We start from the raw sequence: 23,017 nt of genomic DNA, 5'->3' as shown, positions 1-23,017 counted from the left end.
ATGACTTAGCTTAAGTCATCCTGAGCCTTGGCGAAGGTGTTTGATTACTCTTATTCAAAAATATTGTCTCTAAAAAATACAATTAGTCCATAGTGTGCAAGTATTTCCATGTACTGATTATATGGAGAGTCTTCTAGTCCTCTTGATAGTGCATTATCCCTGTATCGATTCTCGTTTTCTCTTATTTCATTATCAAAAACCTCTAGTGCATCTTCCTTTGTCTTACAATTCTCAAGAAGCTTTGCATACCTGTCATATTCCTCTGAAAGCCTTGACTTAAAATGTTCATCTAACTCCGGATACCTACTTACATAGTTCTTTAACACATCTTCTTTACTTTTCAGCTTAAACATTTCACCACTTCCTTTCATTTAATTGTAATAGACTGGTACTATCTACATGTCTTAGATACAATTCTTCAACTTCAGATGCAAAAACATCAAGTGAAAACCTATCAACTGAATTTTTAGCTTTTGCTCGAATCCATTGGAAATCATCACTGCTCTTTGTTAATGCTTTAATACTTTCTTTAAACTCATTCTTACTTCTATACATATACCCATTTAACCCGTTGTCTATCAAACCTTCTACAGCCTCATCATATCTGCATACTACAGGAAGACCGCTGGCTAATGCTTCAATATAAGTTAATCCTTGAGTTTCACTAGTAGATGCTGTCACGAAAATATTTGCTAGGGAATAGTATAGTGGTACATCTTCAGGAGGTACCATTCCAGTGAATATAATTTTTTCATTAAGGTCTAATTCATCTACTAGTTTCTTTAAATTATCGGCGTAGGGACCTCCTCCTACTATTAACATCTTAATGTCCTGACTTTCATTTAATTCCTTTACATTCAATATTATCTCGTCTATGTTCTTCTCTTTTCCTAGTCTTCCAAGAAATATAAGAACCTTGTCCGTTTTCTTTATTCCTATACTCCTTCTTAATTCTTCTATCTTTTCTGTATATTGGTCACCTAATCTAAATCTTGACAAATCAATGCCTGTAGGTATTATACTAATAGGCTTATTAATCCCATAAGAAATTAAAGACCTCTTAGCTTTTTGGGTTGGTGTTATGATCTCGTCAACTGAGCCTATTAACCTTTTGATTATTTTCATAGCTCTTCTTTTAGATATTAACATTCCCTTGAAAACATAACATAAATAATCCTCATACATAGTATGATAAGTGTGTATGTGTGGAATTCTGAGGGTCTTTCTTATATACTTAGCATGTATTAGTGTGCAAAACTCTGTATGGGAATGGACTATATCAGGTGACCATTCTATAATTTCTTTTATGAAACTGTTTTTATATGAAAGGGTACCCCTCGCACCTGGGTATATTCTAGCATTAAAAGACTTTAGATAGTAAATATCTCCTTCCTTATATGAATAGCCTTTAAATGAAAGTGTTAGTATTCTAACCTCGTGTCCTCTCTTAACTAATTCTTTATACAGATTACTTATGGAAATAACTACTCCATTTATAGAGGGACTAAAAGTATCTGTAGTCAATAATATCCTCATGTCCTCACTCCTGTTTTTCTAAAATCCTAATATTATAAATTTACATAAGTAAATCCTAGGTCAAAAGTTTTATATCAGTTATATCCAAATTTATGATTGTGCAAGCTTATTTTACCATATTTTAATAGAATTTGTTATTAATCCTCCAATAGTTTTGACTCCTCTTCTTTAGTCTCATTATATAAGTTTATTACTTCAATAGTTTATTATGGTTTTACAGCTTCAGAAAATAATCAAATATGATATAAAGATATATTAATCTCTAGTTTTCTGATATAATAAATCATATAGTTTTGGAGGAGATTAGATATGGAAAACTATGTTGTCGTAACGTTGCTTGGTTATTTATTCGGTTGTTTGCAGGCATCCTATATCCTTGGAATGTTGCTAAAAAAAGTTGACATACGTACCTTAGGAAATGGAAATGCAGGAGCTTCGAACACTGTAGTAGTATTTGGATGGAAATATGGGGTTGCAGTAGGTCTATTAGATATAGGCAAGGCGATAATGTCTATTATTGTTATTAAATTATTATTAAGAAATATTCTCTCGCCAGAGCAAACGCCTTTTTTCCTCTATTTAAATGGTCTTTCTGTTATTTTAGGGCATAATTATCCTTTTTATATGGGCTTTAAGGGTGGAAAAGGCACTGCTTCACTAATTGGTATGCTTTCCGCTATTGATTATCGAATTGCTATCCTGGGAATAGCAGCTATTGTAGCTATTACACTTACCACTGATTATATTGCTTTAGGTGCTATTAGCCTGGTTGTACTATTTGTAGTATCTACTTTTTATTTTGGGTACAGTAAGGGCTGTATAGTTATTGCTATTATATTAGCAGTTTTAAGCATATATAATCATAGAAAGAATATAGTAAACATTATTCAAAAGAAAGAAACTGGTTTAAGAAGCACCATGAAAAAAAAGGAAACTGCATAATAATGGTATACAAATCAAAACTACCCACTTAATGGGTAGTTTTGATTTATCAACTTTTATTTTAATATTATAGTAAACTCTTCTCCAACTTGCTTGTAATCATTACTCATCCTTCCACTTTCCTCTGGTAACTTCGCAGCATATGGTGTCAGTGTAATAGATGTGATTTCATCTGCTAAATCACCATATATATTTTCATATTTAAATACTAACTCCTCACCAGATACGCTTGTAAGGAAAAATATTACTTCGTTTCCTAGGTTATCATGCCCACGTAAATCAACTTGGTAGGAATCTGTTGATTGGTTTTTAAGCTTACCAAATATTTTTTGATTCACAGGATTATATCTAAATTCTTCTAGGATGTAGGTTGTATTATCTATATCAAATGAGTAATCTAATGGTAGTGTATAGGATGTTGTTGCCAGTTCATTACCACTTGCAGTAAATTCAAACTCCCATTTACCCTTTATTTCTTCATCGGATTCACCTACAAGATAGTAATGTAGATTCTTTAGAACAACTTTTATATCTAGAGTCTCATATAAATCAATGCCTTTAACATCAAAAGAGTTAGCAGTAAAGAATATTGTTTTAGAGTCATCAATTGCTCCACTACTTCCAGTCATTCCATAATCTCTTAACTTTTTACCATTTATATAGATATCATAATCGAAGAAAAATCCATCTACAGGTTTATTTGTATTTACAATTGTAGATAATATTAATTCATCTTTATCAATGATTACTCCAGTTAACTTGATTTCTACTCCCTTATTTTCTACTATCTGATTAACTATATTTTCATAGGGCTCAATATTTCTCTCAATTCCTAGTGCCCTACCTATAGAATACGATATCTCTGTGATTTTAGATTGAGCTGAAGCATAGACACTCTTTCCAACACTAGTTTGACTAAAAACACCAATAGTTAGTGCTAAAGCAGCAGTTATTGCTCCTAGTTTTTTAAAGTCAAGTCTTTTTCTTCTACCTTCTTTAAATCTTTGTTTCAATTTTTTCTTTTCTATATCACTTAATTCCACCTTCTCATAGTCATCTATATTAAACTCCACTTGATTTAATAATTCATATATATTTTTAGAATTTTTCATTTACAGAACCTCCTTAGTTTTGATTTTGCTACGGATTTTCTTTTTCCCTCTTGAGAGTCTGTTATACAGAACTTCTTTACTTAATCCAGTGTCCTTAGATATTTCACTTATATTTTTATTTTCAAAATACAACTCTCTAAAAATCACCCTATCTTCCTCTGATAGATTATGCAGCATTTTCTCAACTTCTTCCCTAACTTCAGCTTCTAAAATCTCTTTAAGAGAATTGTCTTCTATTGGAATAACTAAATCTTCAATATTTTCATTCTCTGAGTTCTTTAAATATTTTCTTATATAATCGATAGATTTATATTTTGCTATTCCTCCTATCCAGTTCTTAAAACTAGACTTTTCTGGATTATAGTAGTTAATATTCTCCCAAATTGCAAGTAAACAGTCATTCATGCACTCCTCATAAAAGTCCATAAGATGAAAAAGATGTTTTTTTATTACTGTTTTAAGTATCCAAGCATAATTGTCTATAACAAATTCTAGAGCTTTCTCATTTTTGTCCTTTAATTGCTCAATGAAGTTATCTTCTGATATTTTCAATAATACCACCTTCTTTAGCCTTTATTTCTACATGTAGAATGTTTATTTATCCCTTCACTTGATACTTCGTAATGATACGTATAAATCTATCAATAAATTTTACTTTTTTCTAAAAAGTAGTAATAAATATTCTAATATCAATCCTATAGTATAAAATGTCTTTATTCAACTTAATAAACATGAAGTCATGGGTTAATGATAAAAAAGACAAATCAGCGTCATATGACACTGATTCGTCTTTTTTATCTATACCTAATATTATTCTCCCTTATATGGGTTTTCTATTTCACCATTTTTAAGTCTTTCTATAGTTTGGTTTACATAGTCTTTAACTTCATCACTTACACCATCTGCCCATTGCATATCAAGGATACCATCAGCCCATCCTAATGAAGTTCCTTCTGGTTTAAGAGTTCCAGCTACTAATTGTTCAACTGTAGCTTTAAATAATACTGCATTGTTGTATGTAACACTTGATATAACTGTCTCAGGTGCTACATCATTTTGTGGTGATATATATCCAACAGCTTTTACTCCCTTCTCTTTTGCAGCATCTATTGAACCTAAACCAACTTGGTTTGCACTACAGAATATAACGTCTGCCCCTGCTTCTGCCATTGCAAGCCCTGTTTCCTTACCTTTTTGAATGTCTTCCCAAGAGTTAACATATGTTTTAGTAACTTTTATTGAAGGATCGTATTCTTGTGCAGCAGCTTCAAATGCATCAAGTGTTCCTGCAATAACTGGGAATGGGAATGAACCTATAGCTCCCATTTGCTTAGTTTCTGTATAATGAGCAGCTAATGCACCTGCAACATATCCACCTTCCCACTCTCTAACGCCTATACCGCCAACATTTGGTGCTTGTCCTGTTTCACTATTAATTACCATGTAAAATGTGTCAGGATAGTTTGGAGCTACCTTTATAGCTGCATCATAGAATTGAGTTCCATGAGCAAATACTAAATCATACTTCCTTTCACCATAGTCTGTAAACACAGCTTCGAAGTCAGCTTGTTGTACACTTTCAATATATTCCATCTTGATTCCTAAATCTTTTTCTACTAATTGTAGTCCTTCATAAGCTGTAGCATTCCAACCTTGATCATTTATAGGTCCTGGTAGTACTAGAACTATTTTATAGTCTTTCTTTTCATCGGAGTTATTATCTTTATTATCTGCATTTCCCGTACTTTCTGTGTTTCCAGTATTTCCTGTATTTCCTGTGTTAGTTGTTTCTGTTGAGCATCCTACTAATGTGGAAATTAAAAGCACTGCTACTAAAAGAGATGCAAAAAATTTTTTCTTATTAAACATTTTCTTTCCTCCTTTAAATTTGTGTTATCTTAACAGCATTAAAATATTTTGGATTATGTGCTTATCACCTCCTCAAATAATACCTATTTATTTAAAAGCTATTTTTCATAAGGTTTTCCTAAGGCTGCTGGTGATACTGTTTTACCAACTATTCCTGTAACTGCTATTACAGTAAGTACATATGGGAACATTAATAAGAATTGATATGGTATGGCTACTCCAGCAGTCTGTAGTCTTATTTGCAGTGCATCAGCTACTCCAAATATTAGAGATGCCATAAGAACTCCCTTTGGATTCCATTTTCCAAATATAACTGCTGCCACTGCTATAAAACCTCTTCCTGATACCATATTGTCAACAAACATGTTAAACTGTCCTAAAGATAAGAAGCATCCTCCAAGTCCTGCTAATGCTCCGCTTATTATGACACATATGGTTCTCACTTTATTTACAGGTATGCCTACAGTATCTGCTGCCATAGGATGTTCTCCTACAGTTCTAATACTTAATCCCCAAGACGTTCTATACAATATGAAGGATGACACTGGTACAAGTAAAAATGCTATGTATACTAGTATTGTTTGGCTAAAGAATATCTTCCCTATAACTGGTATATCAGAAAGAAATGGTATGTTAATGGGTTCAAAGGCTTTAACAGTAATAGGTGTAGTAGTTATTCCAAATAAAGCTCTATAGAAAAAACTTGTAAGTCCTACTGCCAGCAAGTTTATAGCTACACCGCATACTATTTGATTTATTTTTATCTTTACTGTTGTTAAGGCAAATAGTGCTCCCATTAGTAGTCCACTTAATATCGCAACCAAAGCTCCTATCCATTGACTTCCTGAAAAATATGAGCCCACTACCCCTGCAAATGCTCCTACTAACATCATCCCTTCTAGTCCTATATTGTTTACTCCCGACCTCTCTGAGTACATTCCTCCAAGGGCAGCAAATAGTATTGGGACTGAAAGTCTAAGGGAAGCAGATAAAAGTGCTGTAATAAAAGTTATATTTAAAATATTATCCATCTTACTCTAGCCCCCTTTCTTTACGCTTAAGCATCATCAAGATTTTAGGTCTTAGCATATTTCCTGCTAATACAAGAATAATAATAAGTGCTTGTATTATATTTACGATATTAGCTGGAACTCCCACACCTCTTTGCATGGCATTGGCACCTGTCTTAAGCATACCTAGTAGGAGTGATGCTATAAAAACACCAAATGGATTTGCACCGCCTAGCAATGCTGCAGCTATTCCGTCGAAGCCTACGTCTCTTGAAAAGTTATCAAGTAGTCTGTGGTGAATACCACCTATTTCAGTAAATCCTGCAACACCTGCTAAAGCACCACTTATTGCTAAGGAAATAATAATATTCTTCTTAATGTTTATACCTGAATACTCAGCTCCATCAGGATTAAACCCTACTGCCCTAAGTCTAAAACCAAATGGAGTTTTCCATAGTATCAAATATACAGCCAGTACTAATAAACCTGCTATCAAAAATCCTATATGGAGTCTTGTTTTTGGTATTATATACGGCAGGAATGCGTTTTCCCCAATTAAATCAGTTTGTGGATAGAAACCACTTGCCTCCCTTAAAGGCTTATCTACTACATAGCTAACTAGATAAAGAGCCACATAGTTAAACATTATGGTAACGATAATTTCACTAGAGCCAAATACTGCCTTCAATATACCCGGTATAATTCCCCAAATTGCACCTGCAATAATGGCTGCCATTAGACAAAGTGGAATTGTAATAAATGGGCTAAGATGTCCTGTCTTTAAACCGACAAACACTGCAGCTATTGCTCCAACAAACATCTGACCCTCTCCACCTATATTAAATAGTCCTGTTCTAAAGGCAAATGTAAAGGCAAGACCAGTTAATATAATAGGTGTTGCTTTCACAAAGATTTCTGCAAAATTGTATGTACTTGAAAAGTTAGCAAAAATTAAGTATTTATATGCTTCCAATGGATTAACATTAATAAATATCAATAGAATACTTCCTAGCAGCAATGCTAACAACACTGCAATAATAGGGACTGAACCAGAAATTAGCTTGTCTCTATTGATGGTTACACGTGAGGCCTTCTTTTCTAAAGAGTCTTCGCTTAGCTTATTCACTATTTTTTCCCCCTTACTCATTAAAATATAATAACTCCTGCTATGACTGCATAGCTTTCTCCTTAGGTATGCCTGCCATCATTAAACCTATTTTGCTTTCTTCAAACTCGCTTTGGTCAATTTCACCAACGATACTTCCTTTATATATGACGGCTATTCTATCTGATAGGGAGTTAATTTCTGAAAGTTCTGTCGATATTAGTAACACAGCAGTTCCCTGCTCCTTAGCCTTTATAATTTGCTTATGTATAAATTCTATTGCTCCTATATCTACTCCTCTTGTAGGTTGAACAGCTATCAGCAGCCTAGGTTGCTTGTCAACCTCTCTAGCTACAACTATCTTTTGTTGGTTACCTCCTGAAAGTTTTCTTGCCTCATCGTTTCTACTTTGGGTTTTTATAGAATACTTTTTAATCATCTCATCTGCGTGCTTATTAATCATATTAAAATCAAAGAATACTTTTTTCCTATAAGGTTTATTACAATAATCCTTTAATATAAGATTTTCACTAATTGAAAAGTCAAGTACTAGCCCTCTTTTATGCCTGTCTTCAGGAATGTAACCTACCCCCATATTGATTATTTCCAAAATAGATTTGTTTGTAATCTCTTCATCTCCTAAGATAACTTGTCCTGAAGTAGCATGTATTAGCCCCGCAATTACTTCAGCAAGCTCCTTTTGTCCATTGCCGTCTACTCCTGCTATACCTAATACTTCACCAGAGCAAATACTTAGGTTTATATTCTTTAAGGTTTGTACTCCTTTAGCATCTTCATAAGAAACATCTTTAAGTTCTAGAATCTTTTCACCTTTAGTACATGTATTATCCTTACATACTGGCGAAAGCTCTCTTCCTATCATTGCCTTTGTCAGTTCAAGTTCATTCGTATCTTTAATATCTATTCGACCTGTTACCTTTCCATCTCTAAGTACAGTAACTTTATCACAAACTGCCATTACTTCGTTAAGCTTATGAGTGATGAGTATTATTGACATGCCGCCATCTGCCATCTTCCTTAGTGTGGTAAATAGTTCTTCAGTTTCTTGAGGAGTCAATACCGCAGTAGGCTCATCCATAATAAGAAGCTTAGCACCTCTATACAGAGCTTTAACTATTTCAACTCTTTGCTGTTCTCCTACTGAAAGATCAGAAACTTTGGAATGAAGAGAGATTTCCATACCATACTTATCAGCAATCTCTAGTATTTCCTTCTCTAGCCTTTCCTCATCTATTATGAACCCTTTTTCCTTACCCATGCCCATGATAACGTTTTCCAGAACTGTATGAACAGGTATTAGCATAAAATGTTGATGAATCATACCTATGCCCACATCTATTGCATCTTTAGAAGAATTAAGATTCAGTTTATTCCCTTCAAAAAATATCTCACCTTTTTCAGGCTTATATAATCCGTATAGCACATTCATCAAAGTAGATTTTCCAGCTCCATTTTCTCCTAATAGAGAGTGAATCTCACCTTTTTGCACCTCAAGACTAACGTCTTCATTGGCTGCAAATGTCCCAAAATATTTTGAAATTGAGACCATCTTCAAAATTGGCTCCATACTATCCCTCCTATCTTGTTTGTTATTAAAGCTGTATAACTAGTCAAAATTATTAATATTGTCTTAATAATAAGACTTCTCTAAAAATTTGTATTTTCCCTTTGTTACATTACTATAAATCTCATTTTTAAATTTGTATAAAAAATATAGCATTTTTGTTAATTAATTATATTGAACTATCGTTAATATTTTAACTATGCCCTTTTCATGGTTTTTTATAAATCAAAACCAATGCTAAAAGCAGTTGCTTCTAGCATTGGTTTTGATTTTTTAATAGCATCTTTACTTTTTCTGGTGTTATAGGTAAGTCTCTAACTCTAACTCCAACTGCATTATAAATGGCATCTGCAATTGCAGGACAAGGTGTATTTGTCACTACTTCTCCTATTGACTTGGCACCAAAAGGTCCAGTAGGCTCATAGCTTTCTGCAAAGTCTACAATTATATTATTGATATCTAGTCTTGAAGGTATCTTGTATTCCATCAATTCATTAGTTATCATTCTACCTCTACTATCTTCTCTTACCTCTTCAAAAAGCGCCATTCCTATACCTTGAACTACTCCTCCCTCTGTTTGTATCCTTGCTAGAGTAGGATTGATTATAGTCCCACTATCTACTACTGTTACATAGTTTATTAGCTCCACCTTTCCAGTTTCAATGTCCACCTCTACTTCAGCAAAGCCTGATACAAAAGGTGGAGCAACATCACTAGTCCCAAAGGATGCTGTAGATGTTAACTGATTAGTTGGGTTTTTATAAATTAATCTATTGCTTAAATCAGCGAGGCTAACTCTTTCATCCCCAGATTTATTTCTAATTTCTTTTCCATCAAAGATTACATCCTCTACATTTAACTTTAAGTGTCTTGCTCCCTCCTGCTCTATTAACTCCTTCATTTTGATAGCTGCCTTCTTAACAGCATTTCCTGAAAAATAAGTAGTCCCAGAAGCATATGCACCCACATCGAAAGGAGTCAAATCAGTGTCTGAAGAGTATACACTAATAGTTTCATTCTCCACTCCTAGAGCCTCTGCTGCAATCTGCCTTAGTATAGTATCACTTCCAGTACCTATATCTGTAGCACCTAAAAGTAGTGTAAAACATCCATTATCCTCTAGCTTTATAGTTGCAGTTGCAGTATCTATGCCTGGTATTCCTGAACCTTGCATAGCTATAGACATACCTATTCCACGAATCCTGTTAGGAGATATTTCTCTCCTTGGATATTTATTATCCCAGTCTATTAGGTCCTTACCTCTTTTTACACAGTATTCTAGCTCACAACTATTCATAATTATAGGTTCTATCCCTGCTCCTACAGTAGTCATGTTAAAAATTTCTGACGTTTCACCTTTTCTGAGCATATTTTTCTCTCTTAACTCAGTAGGATCCATGTTTAGCTTATGAGCTAATTCATTAATAGCTGATTCTAAAGCAAAAGTACCTTGGGTTACACCATATCCTCTTAATGCTCCTCCTGGAGTACGGTTTGTATACACAGCCTTACCTCTAAATCTAGCTGCTTCCGCCTTATTATATAACGGCAGTGTTTTGTATCCAGCCGCACCAAGTACTGTATAGGCATGTTCGCCATATGCCCCAGTATCAGAGAGAGCTTCCATATCTATTGCCTTAATATTTCCATCTTTATCGGCACCAATTGTTACACTTATTTTCATAGGCTGCCTTGTTGTAGTAGATTCGAAGGTTTCTTTCCTTGTATATATTATTTTTGAAGGTTTTCCAGTCTTCAAAGTAACTGCAGCAGTATAAAATTCTACCTGAGCAGTCTGCTTTCCTCCAAATCCGCCTCCTATACGGGGCTTAATTACTCTTACCTTGCTAATAGGTAAATCAAGTGCATTTGCAACCATTCTTCTAACATGGAATGGTATCTGAGTAGAAGATACTATGACTAGTTTTCCATATTGGTCTATATATGAAAATGCCCTATATGTCTCCATCATAGCATGTGCCTGTGCCTGTGAACGATAAGTTCCCTTAACTACTACATCACATTTTTCTAATACTTCATCAACTTTACCATAACCAAAGTTATAAACAGCTGCAATATTCTTTTCAGGGTCAAATCCTATGTTTATATTTGAATGGCATTTATCTCTAAAATGAATTTTAGATGGGTGAGTCTCTGCTTGTTCCATATCCAATACTGGCTCATATACCTCGTATTCTACTTTTATTAACTTAAGCGCCTTTAGAGCTATATCTTCGCTTACAGCTGCTACTATAGCCACCTCATCTCCAATATATCTTACATACTCGTCTAGTATGTATTTGTCATAAGTAGATGGTTCAGGGTATGATTGACCAGCCCTAGTAAATAACTTTTTAGGCAGGTCTTCATGGGTTAGTATACACTCTACTCCAGGAATTTTCTCAGCCTTTTCCTTATTTATACTCTTAATTTTTGCAAAAGCATAAGGGCTTCTCAATATCTTTATTATTAAGGAATCTTTAGGGGCTATGTCATCAGTATACACAGGCTTACCTGTTACTAGCTGCATACCATCTACTTTAGGTATAAAACTACCTACAGAATAATTATTATTCATTATTCCACCCCCATATATTTCTTAATTGCTCTAAGCTGACCTACATAGCCAGTACATCTACAGAGATTACCTGCTAAGTAATGCTTAATAGATTCCTCTGTTGGGTTCTCTAGCTGAGATTTCATTGATATAGTAGTCAGTATTAGGCCGGGACTACAGTATCCACATTGATCTACTCCCTCTGATACTAAATAGCTTCCTACTTCCTTAGCCTGTTCTTGTACACCTTCAATAGTTAATATCTTTTTCCCATCAGCCCTTGCTGCTAAAAAAGAACAAGATAAGGTAGGGGCGCCTTCTATTAATACTGTGCATACTCCGCAAGCTCCAGTATCACAGCCTCTTTTCACACTTAAATATCCATTTCTTCTAAGAACATCTATTAGAAACTCATGAGGCTCTATATCAAAGGCTTTATTTACTTCATTAATATTAACCTTAATAATCATGCTTCCACCTCCATGATTGCCCTCTTTACAAGAACCTTGCATAATTCTCTTCTATATTCTGCAGAGCCTCTAGTATTGCTTCCAAAAACTAGCTCCTCTGAGGCTATTTCCCCTGCTTTATATGCACTTTCCTCATTGATTTCATTGCTATTAATATACTCCATAGCCTTATATGCTAGAGCCGCAGTTCTTGGTCTTGCTCCAACTGCTATTCTATATTTTCCATCCTGCTTTGAAACAGCTGCATTTAATATGGCATAGTCTACTTGAGAATTTCTTAATGACTTAAAAGCAGCATTATCTATACCTTTATTAAGTATTATTTTTTCAAGAATATCCCTTCTTCTACATTCTTCTTTAAGATATTCTTCAAGCTTTATTTTCCCGCTATTATATAGGACTAGCTCCGCATCAAGTGCTAATAGGGCTGTTATAGGATCTGAAAAACCGTACTTAGAAAATACTGTAGCACCAATAGTAGCTATATTTCTTAGCTGAACTCCTATAATATGTTTTACAGAATTTGAAATCATTTTGCCAAAGCTATTAGCTAGTATTTCACTAGTTTCTAACTCTCTTAAAGTCGTCATTGCACCTATTTCTACTGTATCTTCATATTCATTTATAAAATTAAGACCAGCATCACATAAATCAATTGCTAGTCCGATTCTCCTATTTCCCATCCTAATATAACAACCACCACCTATTAAGGTAGCATTTTTCTTTGACTTTAAATTTTCATATGCTTCCTCTACACTTTTTGGCCTTATATAATCTCCAAAAGTTATCAATTTTATCACTCCCACATATCATTTCAAAGTGAACACACATTACTTAATAAAGGATCTAGTTCTACATGCGGTAAACCTTATAAGCTTATCTACATAGTACTCTGTATTGTACATTACAGGATAGCCTTCAATTGAATATTTTATAACATCAACACGTAAAATAGGAGAGTTTTTCTCTAGTTTCAGTATGTCTGCTATTTCTCTGGTAACTAAACTAGGTATTATCTCCATAAAATCGTGACTAAGCTGGCAGTTACAGCTCTCTTCAACAAAATCAAACATGGATTTTCCTAAATCTTTCTCATCTATTTCTATATTGGCTAAGAATTTTTTTGGTATTCTATTTACGCAATAAGCAGCAGGTTCACCATCTGCTAAAAATTTTTTCTTGACTACTAATATCTCATCTCCTGCTTCGATTTCTAATTTATTTGAAGTTTCATCTCCACAATACTCCCATGAATGTGAAATAATATCAACTGTAGACTCATAGCCACAATCATTTATGAATCTTCCTAGCTCTCCAGCATAATCTATTCCTTCTGATAGCCTTCTAGCAAAAGTAGTGATCATTGTACTACTTCCCTGACTCCTTGTAATGAGTCCCTCGTTTTCCAGTGCAGTAAGGGCTTCTCTTATGGTTAATCTGCTAACCCCCATTCCCCTAGCAAGCTTGGCTTCCGATGGCAGCTTTGTTATTTCATTATTATTGATGGTTAAAATATAGTTTCTTAGATAATCTATAACTTGCTGAACAGCAGTGTGTTTTTGAATTTTGGGTAAAGTATTTTCATTCATGGATGTTCTCACCTCTATTGCTTATCATAATTGTCAGTAATTCTATAGATATATGTATATGTTATGAAACCAGCAACGGATATCTTTTGATATCCATCGCTGGTCATTAGTTTTATATAAGTTGATTGTGTTTTACATTAAGCAGCTTCTTTTACTTCTTCGTCCTCTTTTTGTGGCATTGCAATATTTAAAATAATTGCTATTACACAAGCTATAACTATACCAGAACCACCAAATATTAGTTTTAGAAATTGTGGAAAGTTATCCATTGCACCTTGTACTTGAGTTAAACCAATACCAAATGCAAGTGATAATCCAATAATTACCTTATCTCTACTGGTTAGTGGATTAGATGTTAACATATCTATACCAGTGAGAGTTATTTGAGAGAATATCACAAGACAGGCTCCCCCTATAACACTTGATGGAATAGTAGATACTAATGCTCCTAGTTTAGGCACTAAACCAGCAAGTACTAGAAATATAGCACCTATCGCCACAACAAATCTACTCATTATTTTTGTAAAAGCTATCATTCCAACATTTTGGCTGAAAGAAGTAGTTGGTAGTCCATTGAATATTGCTGCAAATACACTACTTAGTCCGTTATTTATAATTGAACCTGATAATTCCCTATCTGTTGCCTCTCTGCCAGCACCACCCATAGTTATAGCAGAAACGTCTCCAACGGTTTCAACTGTAGTAACTATAAACATTATTAGCATAGGTGCTATAGCCCCCCACTTAAACTCTATTGGGAAATGGAATGGTTTTGGTAGAGCAAACCAGCTTGCTTCTTTTACTGCATCAAAGTTAACCATCCCCAGTGGTATACAAATTATATAGCCAACTATAATTCCAATCAAGATTGAAGATGTTTTAGTAAAGCCCTTTGTAAATTGATTCAAAGCTAAAACTACTAATAACACTATGATTCCAACTATCCAGTTCTTTGGAGAACCAAAGGTCGGAGAGCCGCTACCACCAGCCATTGATGTAATACCTGTTGGAAGTAAAGACAATCCTATAGTAAGTACAACAGTACCAGTCACTATTGGAGGGAAAAATCTTCTTAATGGCTTTAAGAAAAATCCTAATACCGCCCCAAATAACCCTCCTACTAAAGTAGCTCCTAATAATCCTGAAATACCGTATCCACTAGCTATAGCAATATTAGTTGGAAGGAATCCAAAACTTGTACCCATTACTATAGGAAGCTTTCCTCCGCATCTCCAAAGGGGATAACATTGATTCAGTGTAGCTATACCTGCAATGAACATAGCACATTGAACCATAATGGTCAAATCCGATCCCGAAATACCCGCCACTCCTGCAACTATCATACCTACAGCAATATTACTTGCAAACATTGCAAAAATATGCTGTAACCCCAATGGTATAGCTTCGCTTAATGGCGGTATACCGTCAATTTCGTATTTAGACCTACTTATTTCTTTTTCATTATAACCCAGTAGTTTTAACATACTACCCCTCCCAAAATAGATTTTTTGAATGTTAAAGCTATGATAAAAAATAAAGACAAGATGCTAATTTAAATAATTTTTGCAAACGTTTTCCTAAACTGTATGGTTTCTTTTCTTTTGCAAGTCTTTCTCTAATGTCTCTCTTCTTCATATCCCTCCCCTCTTTTTTGATGGTATTTGTTATTTGCTATTTAACAAACCTTGCTTATAGCAAATAACCCACCTTGCTCATTTAACAATATAAGCTAGATAGCTAGTAGAGCCTTAAGTAAAAGAACTGTTGCTAAACACAGTATTCAGAAAAGGCCTCCCCCCTCTCTGAATACTAGTTTAGTTTACAAGGGTTTAATGAGTAAGTCTTCAAGTTGTTAAAAAAGTGTGTTTTGGGAAATATTACAGATTATAGTTGCTTGGAATATTGCCTGATAGTTGTAAACATATCTGATAAGTTGATAAGTATTTCTATAAAATTTTATAAAATCCTTTAGGTGATTATTAACAACTCTGCCTTTGTTTTATTATTATTTTTTCTTATAGGCAATCATTTTTAGGCTCTTTTTTCTTAGTAAAAAAACGGTTTTTAGAACCCTTTTACAAAACTTTCACTGCATTTCCATTAAGTCCGCCAAATCATTGTAAGATATTCACAATGTATAAACTGCACAAAAGATTTCATTCATAATATTTATCTAAAAAAATATTGTAAATAAAAGAATGAATAAAAACAAAAGGACCCAGTTTATTTACTGAGTCCATTTTTTAAAATTTCAAGTAAGTAGTATAAAGCCGGCTCAAAATCATCTACGAAAAACAGAGCAGTAAAAGGACCTTTGGATTATTTAATAATGCCTTAACAAAATTCAACCTACTCTTCATCCCTTTAGAATACTCTGCAACTCTTTTATTTCTGTCCTCGTACAATCCTACTCTTTTTAGAAGTTGGTCCGTATTAGCATTGGACTTGTATAGCTTTTTAAAAAAGTCTAGGTTTTCTTGTGCAGTTAATTTTTAAAAATGTACTGGCATTTCAAATCCCACACCTATTTCTTCATAAAAATCCTTGCCATATGATCTTAAATCCTTTCCTTTGTAGATTACTTCACCTTTGTATTTGTCTAGAAGCTTTATTAGTATTTTCTGAGTTGTGCTCTTACCTACTCCGCTAGGCCCCAATAGCCCGAAAATTTCACCGTCTCTTATTTCAAAAGAGATTCCTTTGATGGTATTTTCCTTATTTTTAGGATACTTAAAAGTCAAATTATCTACCTTAAACAAAGCAGTTCACCCCTTTAATTTTCTACTTACTTTTTTGCAAAATTAGCTATATTAAAAAAATAGTCACAGACCATCCAGTCTAGAACATGTGGTCTATGGTTTTATATCACCCTTCTTTTTCTATTAAGTCAAAGAATATTTTGGTGTAAAAACGTGCTAATATAGCTTTAATCAAATAAACACTGGGTTCTAACCCTTGTTGACAAGGACATATTATAGTTATACTATGGACTTATAAATAGGAGGATTTCATAATTACAGTTAAAAACGAAAGCTTTTCTATGAATATAATCAAGGGGGATTAAAATGATAGAAGTAAAAAAACTCTCAAAAATCTATTCCAATGGAAAAGGTATTTTTGAGATTAATTTTAAGGTGCCAGAGGGTGAAGCCTTTGGATTTCTAGGTCCAAATGGAGCTGGTAAAACGACTACGATACGTAATTTACTGGGGTTTACGAACCCAACAAGTGGCAGCTGTAGTATTAATGGACTAGATTGTAGAAAAAGTGCTGCCGAAATTCAAAAAACACTTGGATATGTGCCAGGAGAAATATCATTTTTTGATAATATGACCGGAATGCAATTCATGAAATTCATTGCTGATATGCGAGGCATAAATGACACAAAACGCCGCGATAGCTTAATTGAACGATTTGAACTTGAAAGCCATCGAAAAATACGCAAAATGTCAAAGGGAATGAAGCAAAAATTAGGACTCATTACTGCTCTTATGCATGATCCCTCAGTTATAATTCTTGACGAGCCTACAAGCGGTCTTGATCCACTTATGCAAAAACGCTTTATTGAACTCATTATTGAAGAGAAGCAACGTGGTAAAACTATTTTAATGTCATCTCATATATTTGACGAGGTAGATAGAACCTGTGAACGTGTTGCAATTATTCGTGAAGGAAGAATAGTTGCAATAGAAGATATCAATTCCATTAAGTCCTCTCTTCGCAAAAGCTATGTAGTTACTGTGGCTAGTAATTCTGATATAGAAAAAATTAAAACTAGTAATTTGGACTATCAAGTCATCGATGATAATGCAGTTGAAATCTTCATCAGTAATAATTATAATGATATGCTATCAACTCTTGCTTCCTGCAAGGTTACAAATCTTGACGTATCTACTCAGACTCTTGAGCAAATATTTATTCAATACTATGGCAAGGGGGAAGAATAATATGTCTTGGATCTTATTTAAGGCTAACATAAAAGATATTCGTACTATATGGATTATTATGACCTGTATTTTCTGTTTTTACCTTGCAATAGTAATATCAATGTTCGATCCAGCAGGAGCTGATGCACTAAATGAAGTGCTAGAAACATTTCCTGAAGCACTTATTAATGCTCTTGGTATGAAAGAGATAGGGACAAATCTATTAGCCTTTATTACTAGCTACATCTATGGATTCCTAGTACTGTTAATGCCTATGGTAGTGTCTATTGTAGTAAACCATAAAATAATTGGTAGTCACATTGATAAGGGAAGCTTGGCATATTTATTAGCAACTCCTAATTCTCGTATAAAAATCGCTATAACTCAGGCAATATTCAGCTTGGCTTCAATAACAATGCTGTTTATAGTATCAACAATATTCTCAATATTAGTCTGTGAAAGTATGTTTCCTGGCCAGCTAGAAATCGGGAAGTTTATTTTGATAAATATATATGCCCTATTAATGTATTACACAATTGGAGGGATTGGATTTTTGGCTTCCTGTATATCTAGTGAAAGCAAAACCAGTCTTGGTATAGGGATAGGCATTCCCTTAGTATTTCTGGTATTTCATATGCTTGGAAATGTTGGAGATAAACTTAGCTGGATTGGAAATTTATCATTATATTCACTATATGATCTAGATAAACTAATAGCAGGTCATAGCTTTGCTTATATAGGTATGATTTCATTTGTCATCCTTGCAGCCATTCTCTACACTTGTTCAATAGTAATTTTTAATAAAAGAGATTTTTCTCTTTAGAGTAAGTCTCTATAGTTACTTTAACGGGTGCTTCAATTGTCCTATTTTAGAAACAGTTGAAACGCCCGCTATTTATCCTTTATAGCAAAATTCACTATTGATTATATATGGAGCCTTAATTTAATCTATTTTTAGCAATTACTATTTTTATATCTTCATAGCTAATATCTTCTGGCAGTGCTTCTTTAATGGGTTTTAATCTCTCTAGCCCTACTTTCTCTATTGCATTTAAGATTTTTTCTTCTTTTGAGGGGTCGTCAATAAATATGGACCAACCGATTAGCTGTCCATTTTTATCACATTTTATTAGGTGCTCAATTATAGTATTGACAGTAAAATTTCTTTTCTTTGCTATCTCTACTAGCGACAAGCCTTCTAGATAAGATTTGTAGGTTTCTTTATACCTATCTTCTGTGTTGTCTCTCTTAGCTCTCTCTGGTTTTGATTGTAATATTTCTTTTTTTCTAATTTCATGCACATTTATTCTCTTTTCATTACAATACGCATTTATTAAACCTATGAAAAGCTCTCCATAACTCTCATATTTCTTTATACCTACACCACTTATTGTTAAAAGTTCATCCTTGCTTTGAGGGTAATATGATGCCATTGCCTTTAATGTTGAATCATGGAAAATCATAAATGGAGGCATTTTCTTTTCCTTTGATATTTCATATCTTAGCTCTTTAAGCTTGTTAAATAGCTCATTATCGTAATTATGATTCCCTTCTACTTTTCTTTGCTCCTCTTTTTCCTTTGTTAAATCCTTTCTCTCAATCAGCTCTCTTTTATGATAAACCTTTACTTGTCCTCTCAATACTTCTCTGGATTTGGAAGTTAACTTTAGAATAGGGTATTTATCAGGGGTTATGTATATATATTCCTTAGAAACCAATGTCATTGCAATTTCTCTCACTGCTGTATCACTATAGTCTGTCATTAATCCGTAAGTAGAGACCTTATCAAGATTAAACTCTAAAAGTTTTTTATTCCTTGAGCCTCTCAGCACCTGTATTATAGTAGTCAAACCATATCTTCCCCCTGTCCGATATATACAAGATAATATCTTCTGCGCCTCTACTGTTACATCAATCATTTCTGATTGGTCTAAGCAATTCCCACAATTCTTACAATTAGAGTTTTCTCCTTCCTCACCAAAGTAAGCAAGTATAAAGCTCCTTAAACACTCATTTGTATGACAGTAATCAACTAAATATTGAAGATTCTTGTATAATATTTCTTCCCGTTCATGTGATAGTGCATCATTTTGTATTATAAGTTTTTGCTTTACTATATCTGATGGTGAGTACATTAAAATACAGTGGCTTTTTTCTCCATCTCTACCTGCTCTTCCTGCTTCTTGATAATATGCCTCCATGTTTTTAGGCATATTGTAATGAATCACAAATCTAACATCAGGCTTGTCTATTCCCATGCCAAAGGCATTAGTTGCTACAATTATTCTCGTCCTGTTAAATATAAAGTCATCTTGATTATTCTGACGCTCATCTGACTCCATTCCACCATGGTATGAAATAGCAGATAGGCCTTCTTCTCTAAGCTTTTTTGTTAATGACTCAACTGTTTTCCTAGTAGCACAATATATTATTCCTGATTCATCCTGGAAGTTGTTTTTTACATAATCAAGTAAATATGAAAACTTATCACTAACCTTTACAACCTGATAAAATAGATTTGGTCTATCAAATCCAACTACAGATTCTATAGGATTATTTAACTTAATTAAGTGCTTAATTTCTTCAATTACTTCTTTAGTAGCAGTTGCTGTAAAAGCAGCAACTACTGGTCTTTCTTCTAGTGAATCTATAAAAGCTGGTATTTCTAAATAGCTAGGTCTGAAATCATGTCCCCACTGGCTAATACAATGAGCTTCATCAATGGCAACTAAGGATATTTTTATATCTTCTGCTAAATCCTTAAATAGACTTGTATTTAAACGCTCTGGTGCTACATATACTATCTTGTATCTATTTTCTCTTATGTCCTTAAGTCTATCTATGAGCTCATCTTGTTCAAGGGTACTATTAATAAATGTTGCCCATATTCCCATTTCACTTAATGAGTCAACTTGGTCTTTCATGAGAGAAATCAAGGGTGATATCACTATTGTCACACCATCTAAAATGACAGCAGGTAATTGATAGCAAAGAGATTTTCCTCCACCAGTAGGCATTATTCCTAGTACATCACTACCATTCACTACTCCTTTTATTAGCTTTTCTTGACCTGACTTAAACTTATCGTATCCAAAATAAATCTTTAAGGCACTATAAATATCCATCTATTTTCCCCCTAAAATTCTAAGGCTTATCTGTAAATTAATTACTTATATACATCCTAACAATAAAGAGACAGAAAGTCTAGACTTCCTGTCCCTTAGCTAATCATATCTCCTATTTCTCTCATCTTAACTTTATTTGATTTTTCAACTTTTATTAAAATAATTCTTCATTTTTTTCAAACATCTCAATAAAAATACCTACAACCTCTGGATCAAATTTAAGGCCAGAGTACTTCCTGAGTTCTTGGATAGCTTCCTCTTTACTCATTTCTTTTCTATTTATCATAAAATCGTAGTTCTCAGCTACGGCTATGACTCTTGCCAGAATTGGAATCTCCGAACCCTTTAGTCCTTTTGGATATCCAGTACCATCCCATCTCTCATGATGTGCTAATACAATTTCAGCTAAATCTATTGTTGCATCAAAGGAATTTAAGATTCTATATCCTACAACAGCATGTTGTTTTATTCCCTTCTTCTCCTCGTCTGTAGCGGTCCTCTTCTTATTTAGTAAACTACTATCTAGGGCAATCTTACCTATATCATGAAGAAAGGCCGCTTCTTTTAATCTTCTTATATCAACTTCAGATAATCCCATTGCTTTACCAATGTCTTCGCATATTTTTCTAACATTTTTTGAATGTTTCTCTTCTATGTTACTATCTCTGTGTAATGCTTCAATAATTGTCTTAATAGTTGTGCGCTTAGAGCTATCTCTCTCAATTACTTTTATAGAGTACATATTGTCTTCTGCGCTTTCTAGTACTTGCATAATGTTTTCTTCTACATGTGTCTTTGTAGCATATCCCATAGATATGCTGCCTCTAATAGATTTAACTTTCACTTTTTCAAATTCACTTTTTATCCTTGAAATAATTCCTTCTGCTTCTTCTGGTTTTGTTTTTGGGAGAAGAATTGTAAACTCATCTCCTCCTACACGAGCAATTATATCATCAGCCCTGCAAACCTTTTTTAAGACCTCTGCTGTTTTTTTTATAAGCAAATCGCCTAAGGCATGGCCAAAAATATCATTTACTAGCTTTAATTCATTCATATCTCCCACAATAATTGAAATAGGTAAATTCCTTTCAACATCTAATCTAGACAACTCCTCAGCAAAAAATCTCCTATTGTAAAGCCCTGTTAAGGAATCGTGATAGCTCAAGTAGATAATCTCTTCTTCTGCCTTTATACGATCAGTGATATTCAGTGCAAAGCATGTTAATCCTATTATCTCATTGTCATCTGAATATATTGGGAAATAGTAATTTTTCCAAATGAGTCTTGAAGGTTTTTCAGCACCGAAGTCTTCAATTGAACTAAAATTCTCTCCACTTAAAGCTCTATCGAACTCTTCCTCAAATTTTATATAATCTTCATGATTATCAATGAACTCTAATGCACTCATACCAATTTCAATTTCTTTTCCCCATATCTTTTTAATTGTATTCTTGTATTTCTTATTAAAAGATAAATAGCAATAATTGGTGTCTAGTGCAAAGACAATCACATCTGGAGAGCTTTCAAAAATGGCCAACAAAAGATTATTAGATTTGTTAAGCATATCATTCATTTGCTCCAGCTTTCTTTTATTGTTGTACTCTTCAGTTACATCTTCTACGTAAGCACCTACACCATATTTGCCATTTAGAAGCTTTACTGGAAACTTTGTTGTCCTATGAATTCTATCTCCCCATTCCATCTCACTTATAATAACAGTTTTTTTATTCAACACCTCAAGATCAGTATCCCGATAAAGAGCAGCATATTCCTCATTTAAATCAAAATCATCACGCCCAATAACTTGAGTTGAACCTGTATTATAAACCTTATCAAATTTATTATTAATAAAAACATATTTTAGATTTTCATCTTTTAGGAATATCATATTGCGATCTGCATCAAGAAAGGCCTGTTTTGATTCATTTATAATATTAATTTTTTTGTTTTGAACTTTTATCTCTTTATACTTCTTGTATAATAGAAAAGTAACTACTAATAAAAATAAAACCACGATTAATAATGCGCTAATTATGACTCTTTCCTTATTGCTAAACTGACTTGTCTTTGCAATATCACTAGCCAACATAATGGAAGCGACTATCCATTTCATGCTTCCCACCTACCAATCTACAAAAACATATTGTCTTTCCATTGTGGATTTATTTAATCATAATAAATAGATATTTAG

At 33.6% G+C, this 23,017-nt stretch carries 18 protein-coding genes and 1 pseudogene; 3 read left to right on the top strand and 16 right to left on the bottom strand.

What is annotated here, in order from left to right:
• Positions 1–50 precede the first annotated feature (50 nt).
• Both DW1_RS00375 and DW1_RS00370 read right to left on the bottom strand, forming a co-directional pair.
• Positions 51–353: a hypothetical protein gene (locus tag DW1_RS00375; RefSeq protein WP_074348477.1), complete on the bottom strand. Its 303-nt coding sequence runs from the start codon at positions 351–353 to the stop codon at positions 51–53.
• A 1-nt stretch (position 354) separates the two neighbouring features.
• Complete coding sequence (locus DW1_RS00370) at positions 355–1,536, bottom strand: glycosyltransferase family 4 protein (protein WP_074348475.1); 1,182 nt, start codon at positions 1,534–1,536, stop codon at positions 355–357.
• Between the two features lie 309 nt (positions 1,537–1,845).
• On the opposite strand from DW1_RS00370, the gene DW1_RS00365 reads away from it, so the two are divergent.
• A complete protein-coding gene (locus tag DW1_RS00365; RefSeq protein WP_074348473.1) occupies positions 1,846–2,478 on the top strand; it encodes a glycerol-3-phosphate acyltransferase in 633 nt (210 codons plus the stop codon).
• A gap of 56 nt (positions 2,479–2,534) precedes the next feature.
• Here the strand turns inward: DW1_RS00365 and DW1_RS00360 are convergent, their stop codons facing one another.
• From DW1_RS00360 to DW1_RS15715, 12 genes and pseudogenes are all read right to left on the bottom strand, one after another.
• A complete protein-coding gene (locus DW1_RS00360; RefSeq protein WP_074348471.1) occupies positions 2,535–3,590 on the bottom strand; it encodes a DUF4179 domain-containing protein in 1,056 nt (351 codons plus the stop codon).
• Complete coding sequence (locus tag DW1_RS00355; RefSeq protein ID WP_074348470.1) at positions 3,591–4,142, bottom strand: sigma-70 family RNA polymerase sigma factor; 552 nt, start codon at positions 4,140–4,142, stop codon at positions 3,591–3,593.
• A gap of 258 nt (positions 4,143–4,400) precedes the next feature.
• Positions 4,401–5,459: a BMP family protein gene (locus tag DW1_RS00350; protein ID WP_074348468.1), complete on the bottom strand. Its 1,059-nt coding sequence runs from the start codon at positions 5,457–5,459 to the stop codon at positions 4,401–4,403.
• 98 nt (positions 5,460–5,557) lie between these two features.
• Entirely contained in the window at positions 5,558–6,490 is a 933-nt protein-coding gene (locus tag DW1_RS00345) for an ABC transporter permease (RefSeq protein WP_074348466.1), read from the bottom strand.
• A gap of 1 nt (position 6,491) precedes the next feature.
• Positions 6,492–7,595, bottom strand: coding sequence for an ABC transporter permease (locus tag DW1_RS00340; protein ID WP_159433527.1), 1,104 nt, complete (start codon positions 7,593–7,595; stop codon positions 6,492–6,494).
• A 40-nt stretch (positions 7,596–7,635) separates the two neighbouring features.
• Complete coding sequence (locus tag DW1_RS00335) at positions 7,636–9,162, bottom strand: ABC transporter ATP-binding protein (RefSeq protein WP_074348465.1); 1,527 nt, start codon at positions 9,160–9,162, stop codon at positions 7,636–7,638.
• A 250-nt stretch (positions 9,163–9,412) separates the two neighbouring features.
• A complete protein-coding gene (locus tag DW1_RS00330; protein WP_074348463.1) occupies positions 9,413–11,737 on the bottom strand; it encodes a xanthine dehydrogenase family protein molybdopterin-binding subunit in 2,325 nt (774 codons plus the stop codon).
• Positions 11,737–12,186: a (2Fe-2S)-binding protein gene (locus tag DW1_RS00325; RefSeq protein ID WP_074348461.1), complete on the bottom strand. Its 450-nt coding sequence runs from the start codon at positions 12,184–12,186 to the stop codon at positions 11,737–11,739. Before DW1_RS00325 ends, DW1_RS00330 begins: the two co-directional genes overlap by 1 nt.
• Positions 12,183–12,977, bottom strand: coding sequence for an FAD binding domain-containing protein (locus DW1_RS00320; protein ID WP_074348459.1), 795 nt, complete (start codon positions 12,975–12,977; stop codon positions 12,183–12,185). The genes DW1_RS00325 and DW1_RS00320 overlap by 4 nt, the downstream gene beginning before the upstream one ends.
• A gap of 39 nt (positions 12,978–13,016) precedes the next feature.
• Positions 13,017–13,775, bottom strand: a complete 759-nt coding sequence (locus DW1_RS00315; protein ID WP_074348457.1) for a GntR family transcriptional regulator — start codon at positions 13,773–13,775, stop codon at positions 13,017–13,019.
• A gap of 137 nt (positions 13,776–13,912) precedes the next feature.
• A complete protein-coding gene (locus tag DW1_RS00310) occupies positions 13,913–15,259 on the bottom strand; it encodes a uracil-xanthine permease family protein (RefSeq protein ID WP_074348455.1) in 1,347 nt (448 codons plus the stop codon).
• Positions 15,260–16,060: 801 nt separating this feature from the next.
• A pseudogene (locus tag DW1_RS15715) lies at positions 16,061–16,516 on the bottom strand (ABC transporter ATP-binding protein).
• Positions 16,517–16,840: 324 nt separating this feature from the next.
• On the opposite strand from DW1_RS15715, the gene DW1_RS00300 reads away from it, so the two are divergent.
• Together DW1_RS00300 and DW1_RS00295 are read left to right on the top strand one after the other, a co-directional pair.
• Positions 16,841–17,722: an ABC transporter ATP-binding protein gene (locus DW1_RS00300; RefSeq protein WP_074348453.1), complete on the top strand. Its 882-nt coding sequence runs from the start codon at positions 16,841–16,843 to the stop codon at positions 17,720–17,722.
• Position 17,723: 1 nt separating this feature from the next.
• Positions 17,724–18,524, top strand: coding sequence for an ABC transporter permease subunit (locus tag DW1_RS00295; protein WP_074348452.1), 801 nt, complete (start codon positions 17,724–17,726; stop codon positions 18,522–18,524).
• Positions 18,525–18,639: 115 nt separating this feature from the next.
• On the opposite strand, the gene recQ is transcribed toward DW1_RS00295, so the two are convergent.
• Positions 18,640–20,826: a DNA helicase RecQ gene (recQ, locus tag DW1_RS00290; RefSeq protein WP_074348450.1), complete on the bottom strand. Its 2,187-nt coding sequence runs from the start codon at positions 20,824–20,826 to the stop codon at positions 18,640–18,642.
• 154 nt (positions 20,827–20,980) lie between these two features.
• On the bottom strand, positions 20,981–22,939 hold the full coding sequence (locus tag DW1_RS00285) for an HD domain-containing phosphohydrolase (protein ID WP_074348448.1): 1,959 nt from the start codon (positions 22,937–22,939) through the stop codon (positions 20,981–20,983).
• Between the last annotated feature and the right edge of the window lie 78 nt (positions 22,940–23,017).

Source organism: Proteiniborus sp. DW1, assembly GCF_900095305.1.
GTDB lineage: Bacteria > Bacillota > Clostridia > Tissierellales > Proteiniboraceae > Proteiniborus.
Note: the sequence above shows the minus strand (reverse complement) of the source record. Positions and strands in the feature narration are given on the sequence as shown.

What these genes read in the sequence shown, in the direction of transcription:
- DW1_RS00335 (WP_074348465.1), bottom strand. Translation starts at nt 9,162, where the DNA reads ATGGAGCCAATTTTGAAGATGGTCTCAATTTCAAAATATTTTGGGACA.
- DW1_RS00350 (WP_074348468.1), bottom strand. Translation starts at nt 5,459, where the DNA reads ATGTTTAATAAGAAAAAATTTTTTGCATCTCTTTTAGTAGCAGTGCTT.
- DW1_RS00295 (WP_074348452.1), top strand. Translation starts at nt 17,724, where the DNA reads ATGTCTTGGATCTTATTTAAGGCTAACATAAAAGATATTCGTACTATA.
- DW1_RS00285 (WP_074348448.1), bottom strand. Translation starts at nt 22,939, where the DNA reads ATGAAATGGATAGTCGCTTCCATTATGTTGGCTAGTGATATTGCAAAG.
- recQ (WP_074348450.1), bottom strand. Translation starts at nt 20,826, where the DNA reads ATGGATATTTATAGTGCCTTAAAGATTTATTTTGGATACGATAAGTTT.
- DW1_RS00360 (WP_074348471.1), bottom strand. Translation starts at nt 3,590, where the DNA reads ATGAAAAATTCTAAAAATATATATGAATTATTAAATCAAGTGGAGTTT.
- DW1_RS00365 (WP_074348473.1), top strand. Translation starts at nt 1,846, where the DNA reads ATGGAAAACTATGTTGTCGTAACGTTGCTTGGTTATTTATTCGGTTGT.
- DW1_RS00315 (WP_074348457.1), bottom strand. Translation starts at nt 13,775, where the DNA reads ATGAATGAAAATACTTTACCCAAAATTCAAAAACACACTGCTGTTCAG.
- DW1_RS00370 (WP_074348475.1), bottom strand. Translation starts at nt 1,536, where the DNA reads ATGAGGATATTATTGACTACAGATACTTTTAGTCCCTCTATAAATGGA.
- DW1_RS00325 (WP_074348461.1), bottom strand. Translation starts at nt 12,186, where the DNA reads ATGATTATTAAGGTTAATATTAATGAAGTAAATAAAGCCTTTGATATA.
- DW1_RS00345 (WP_074348466.1), bottom strand. Translation starts at nt 6,490, where the DNA reads ATGGATAATATTTTAAATATAACTTTTATTACAGCACTTTTATCTGCT.
- DW1_RS00300 (WP_074348453.1), top strand. Translation starts at nt 16,841, where the DNA reads ATGATAGAAGTAAAAAAACTCTCAAAAATCTATTCCAATGGAAAAGGT.
- DW1_RS00375 (WP_074348477.1), bottom strand. Translation starts at nt 353, where the DNA reads ATGTTTAAGCTGAAAAGTAAAGAAGATGTGTTAAAGAACTATGTAAGT.
- DW1_RS00310 (WP_074348455.1), bottom strand. Translation starts at nt 15,259, where the DNA reads ATGTTAAAACTACTGGGTTATAATGAAAAAGAAATAAGTAGGTCTAAA.
- DW1_RS00330 (WP_074348463.1), bottom strand. Translation starts at nt 11,737, where the DNA reads ATGAATAATAATTATTCTGTAGGTAGTTTTATACCTAAAGTAGATGGT.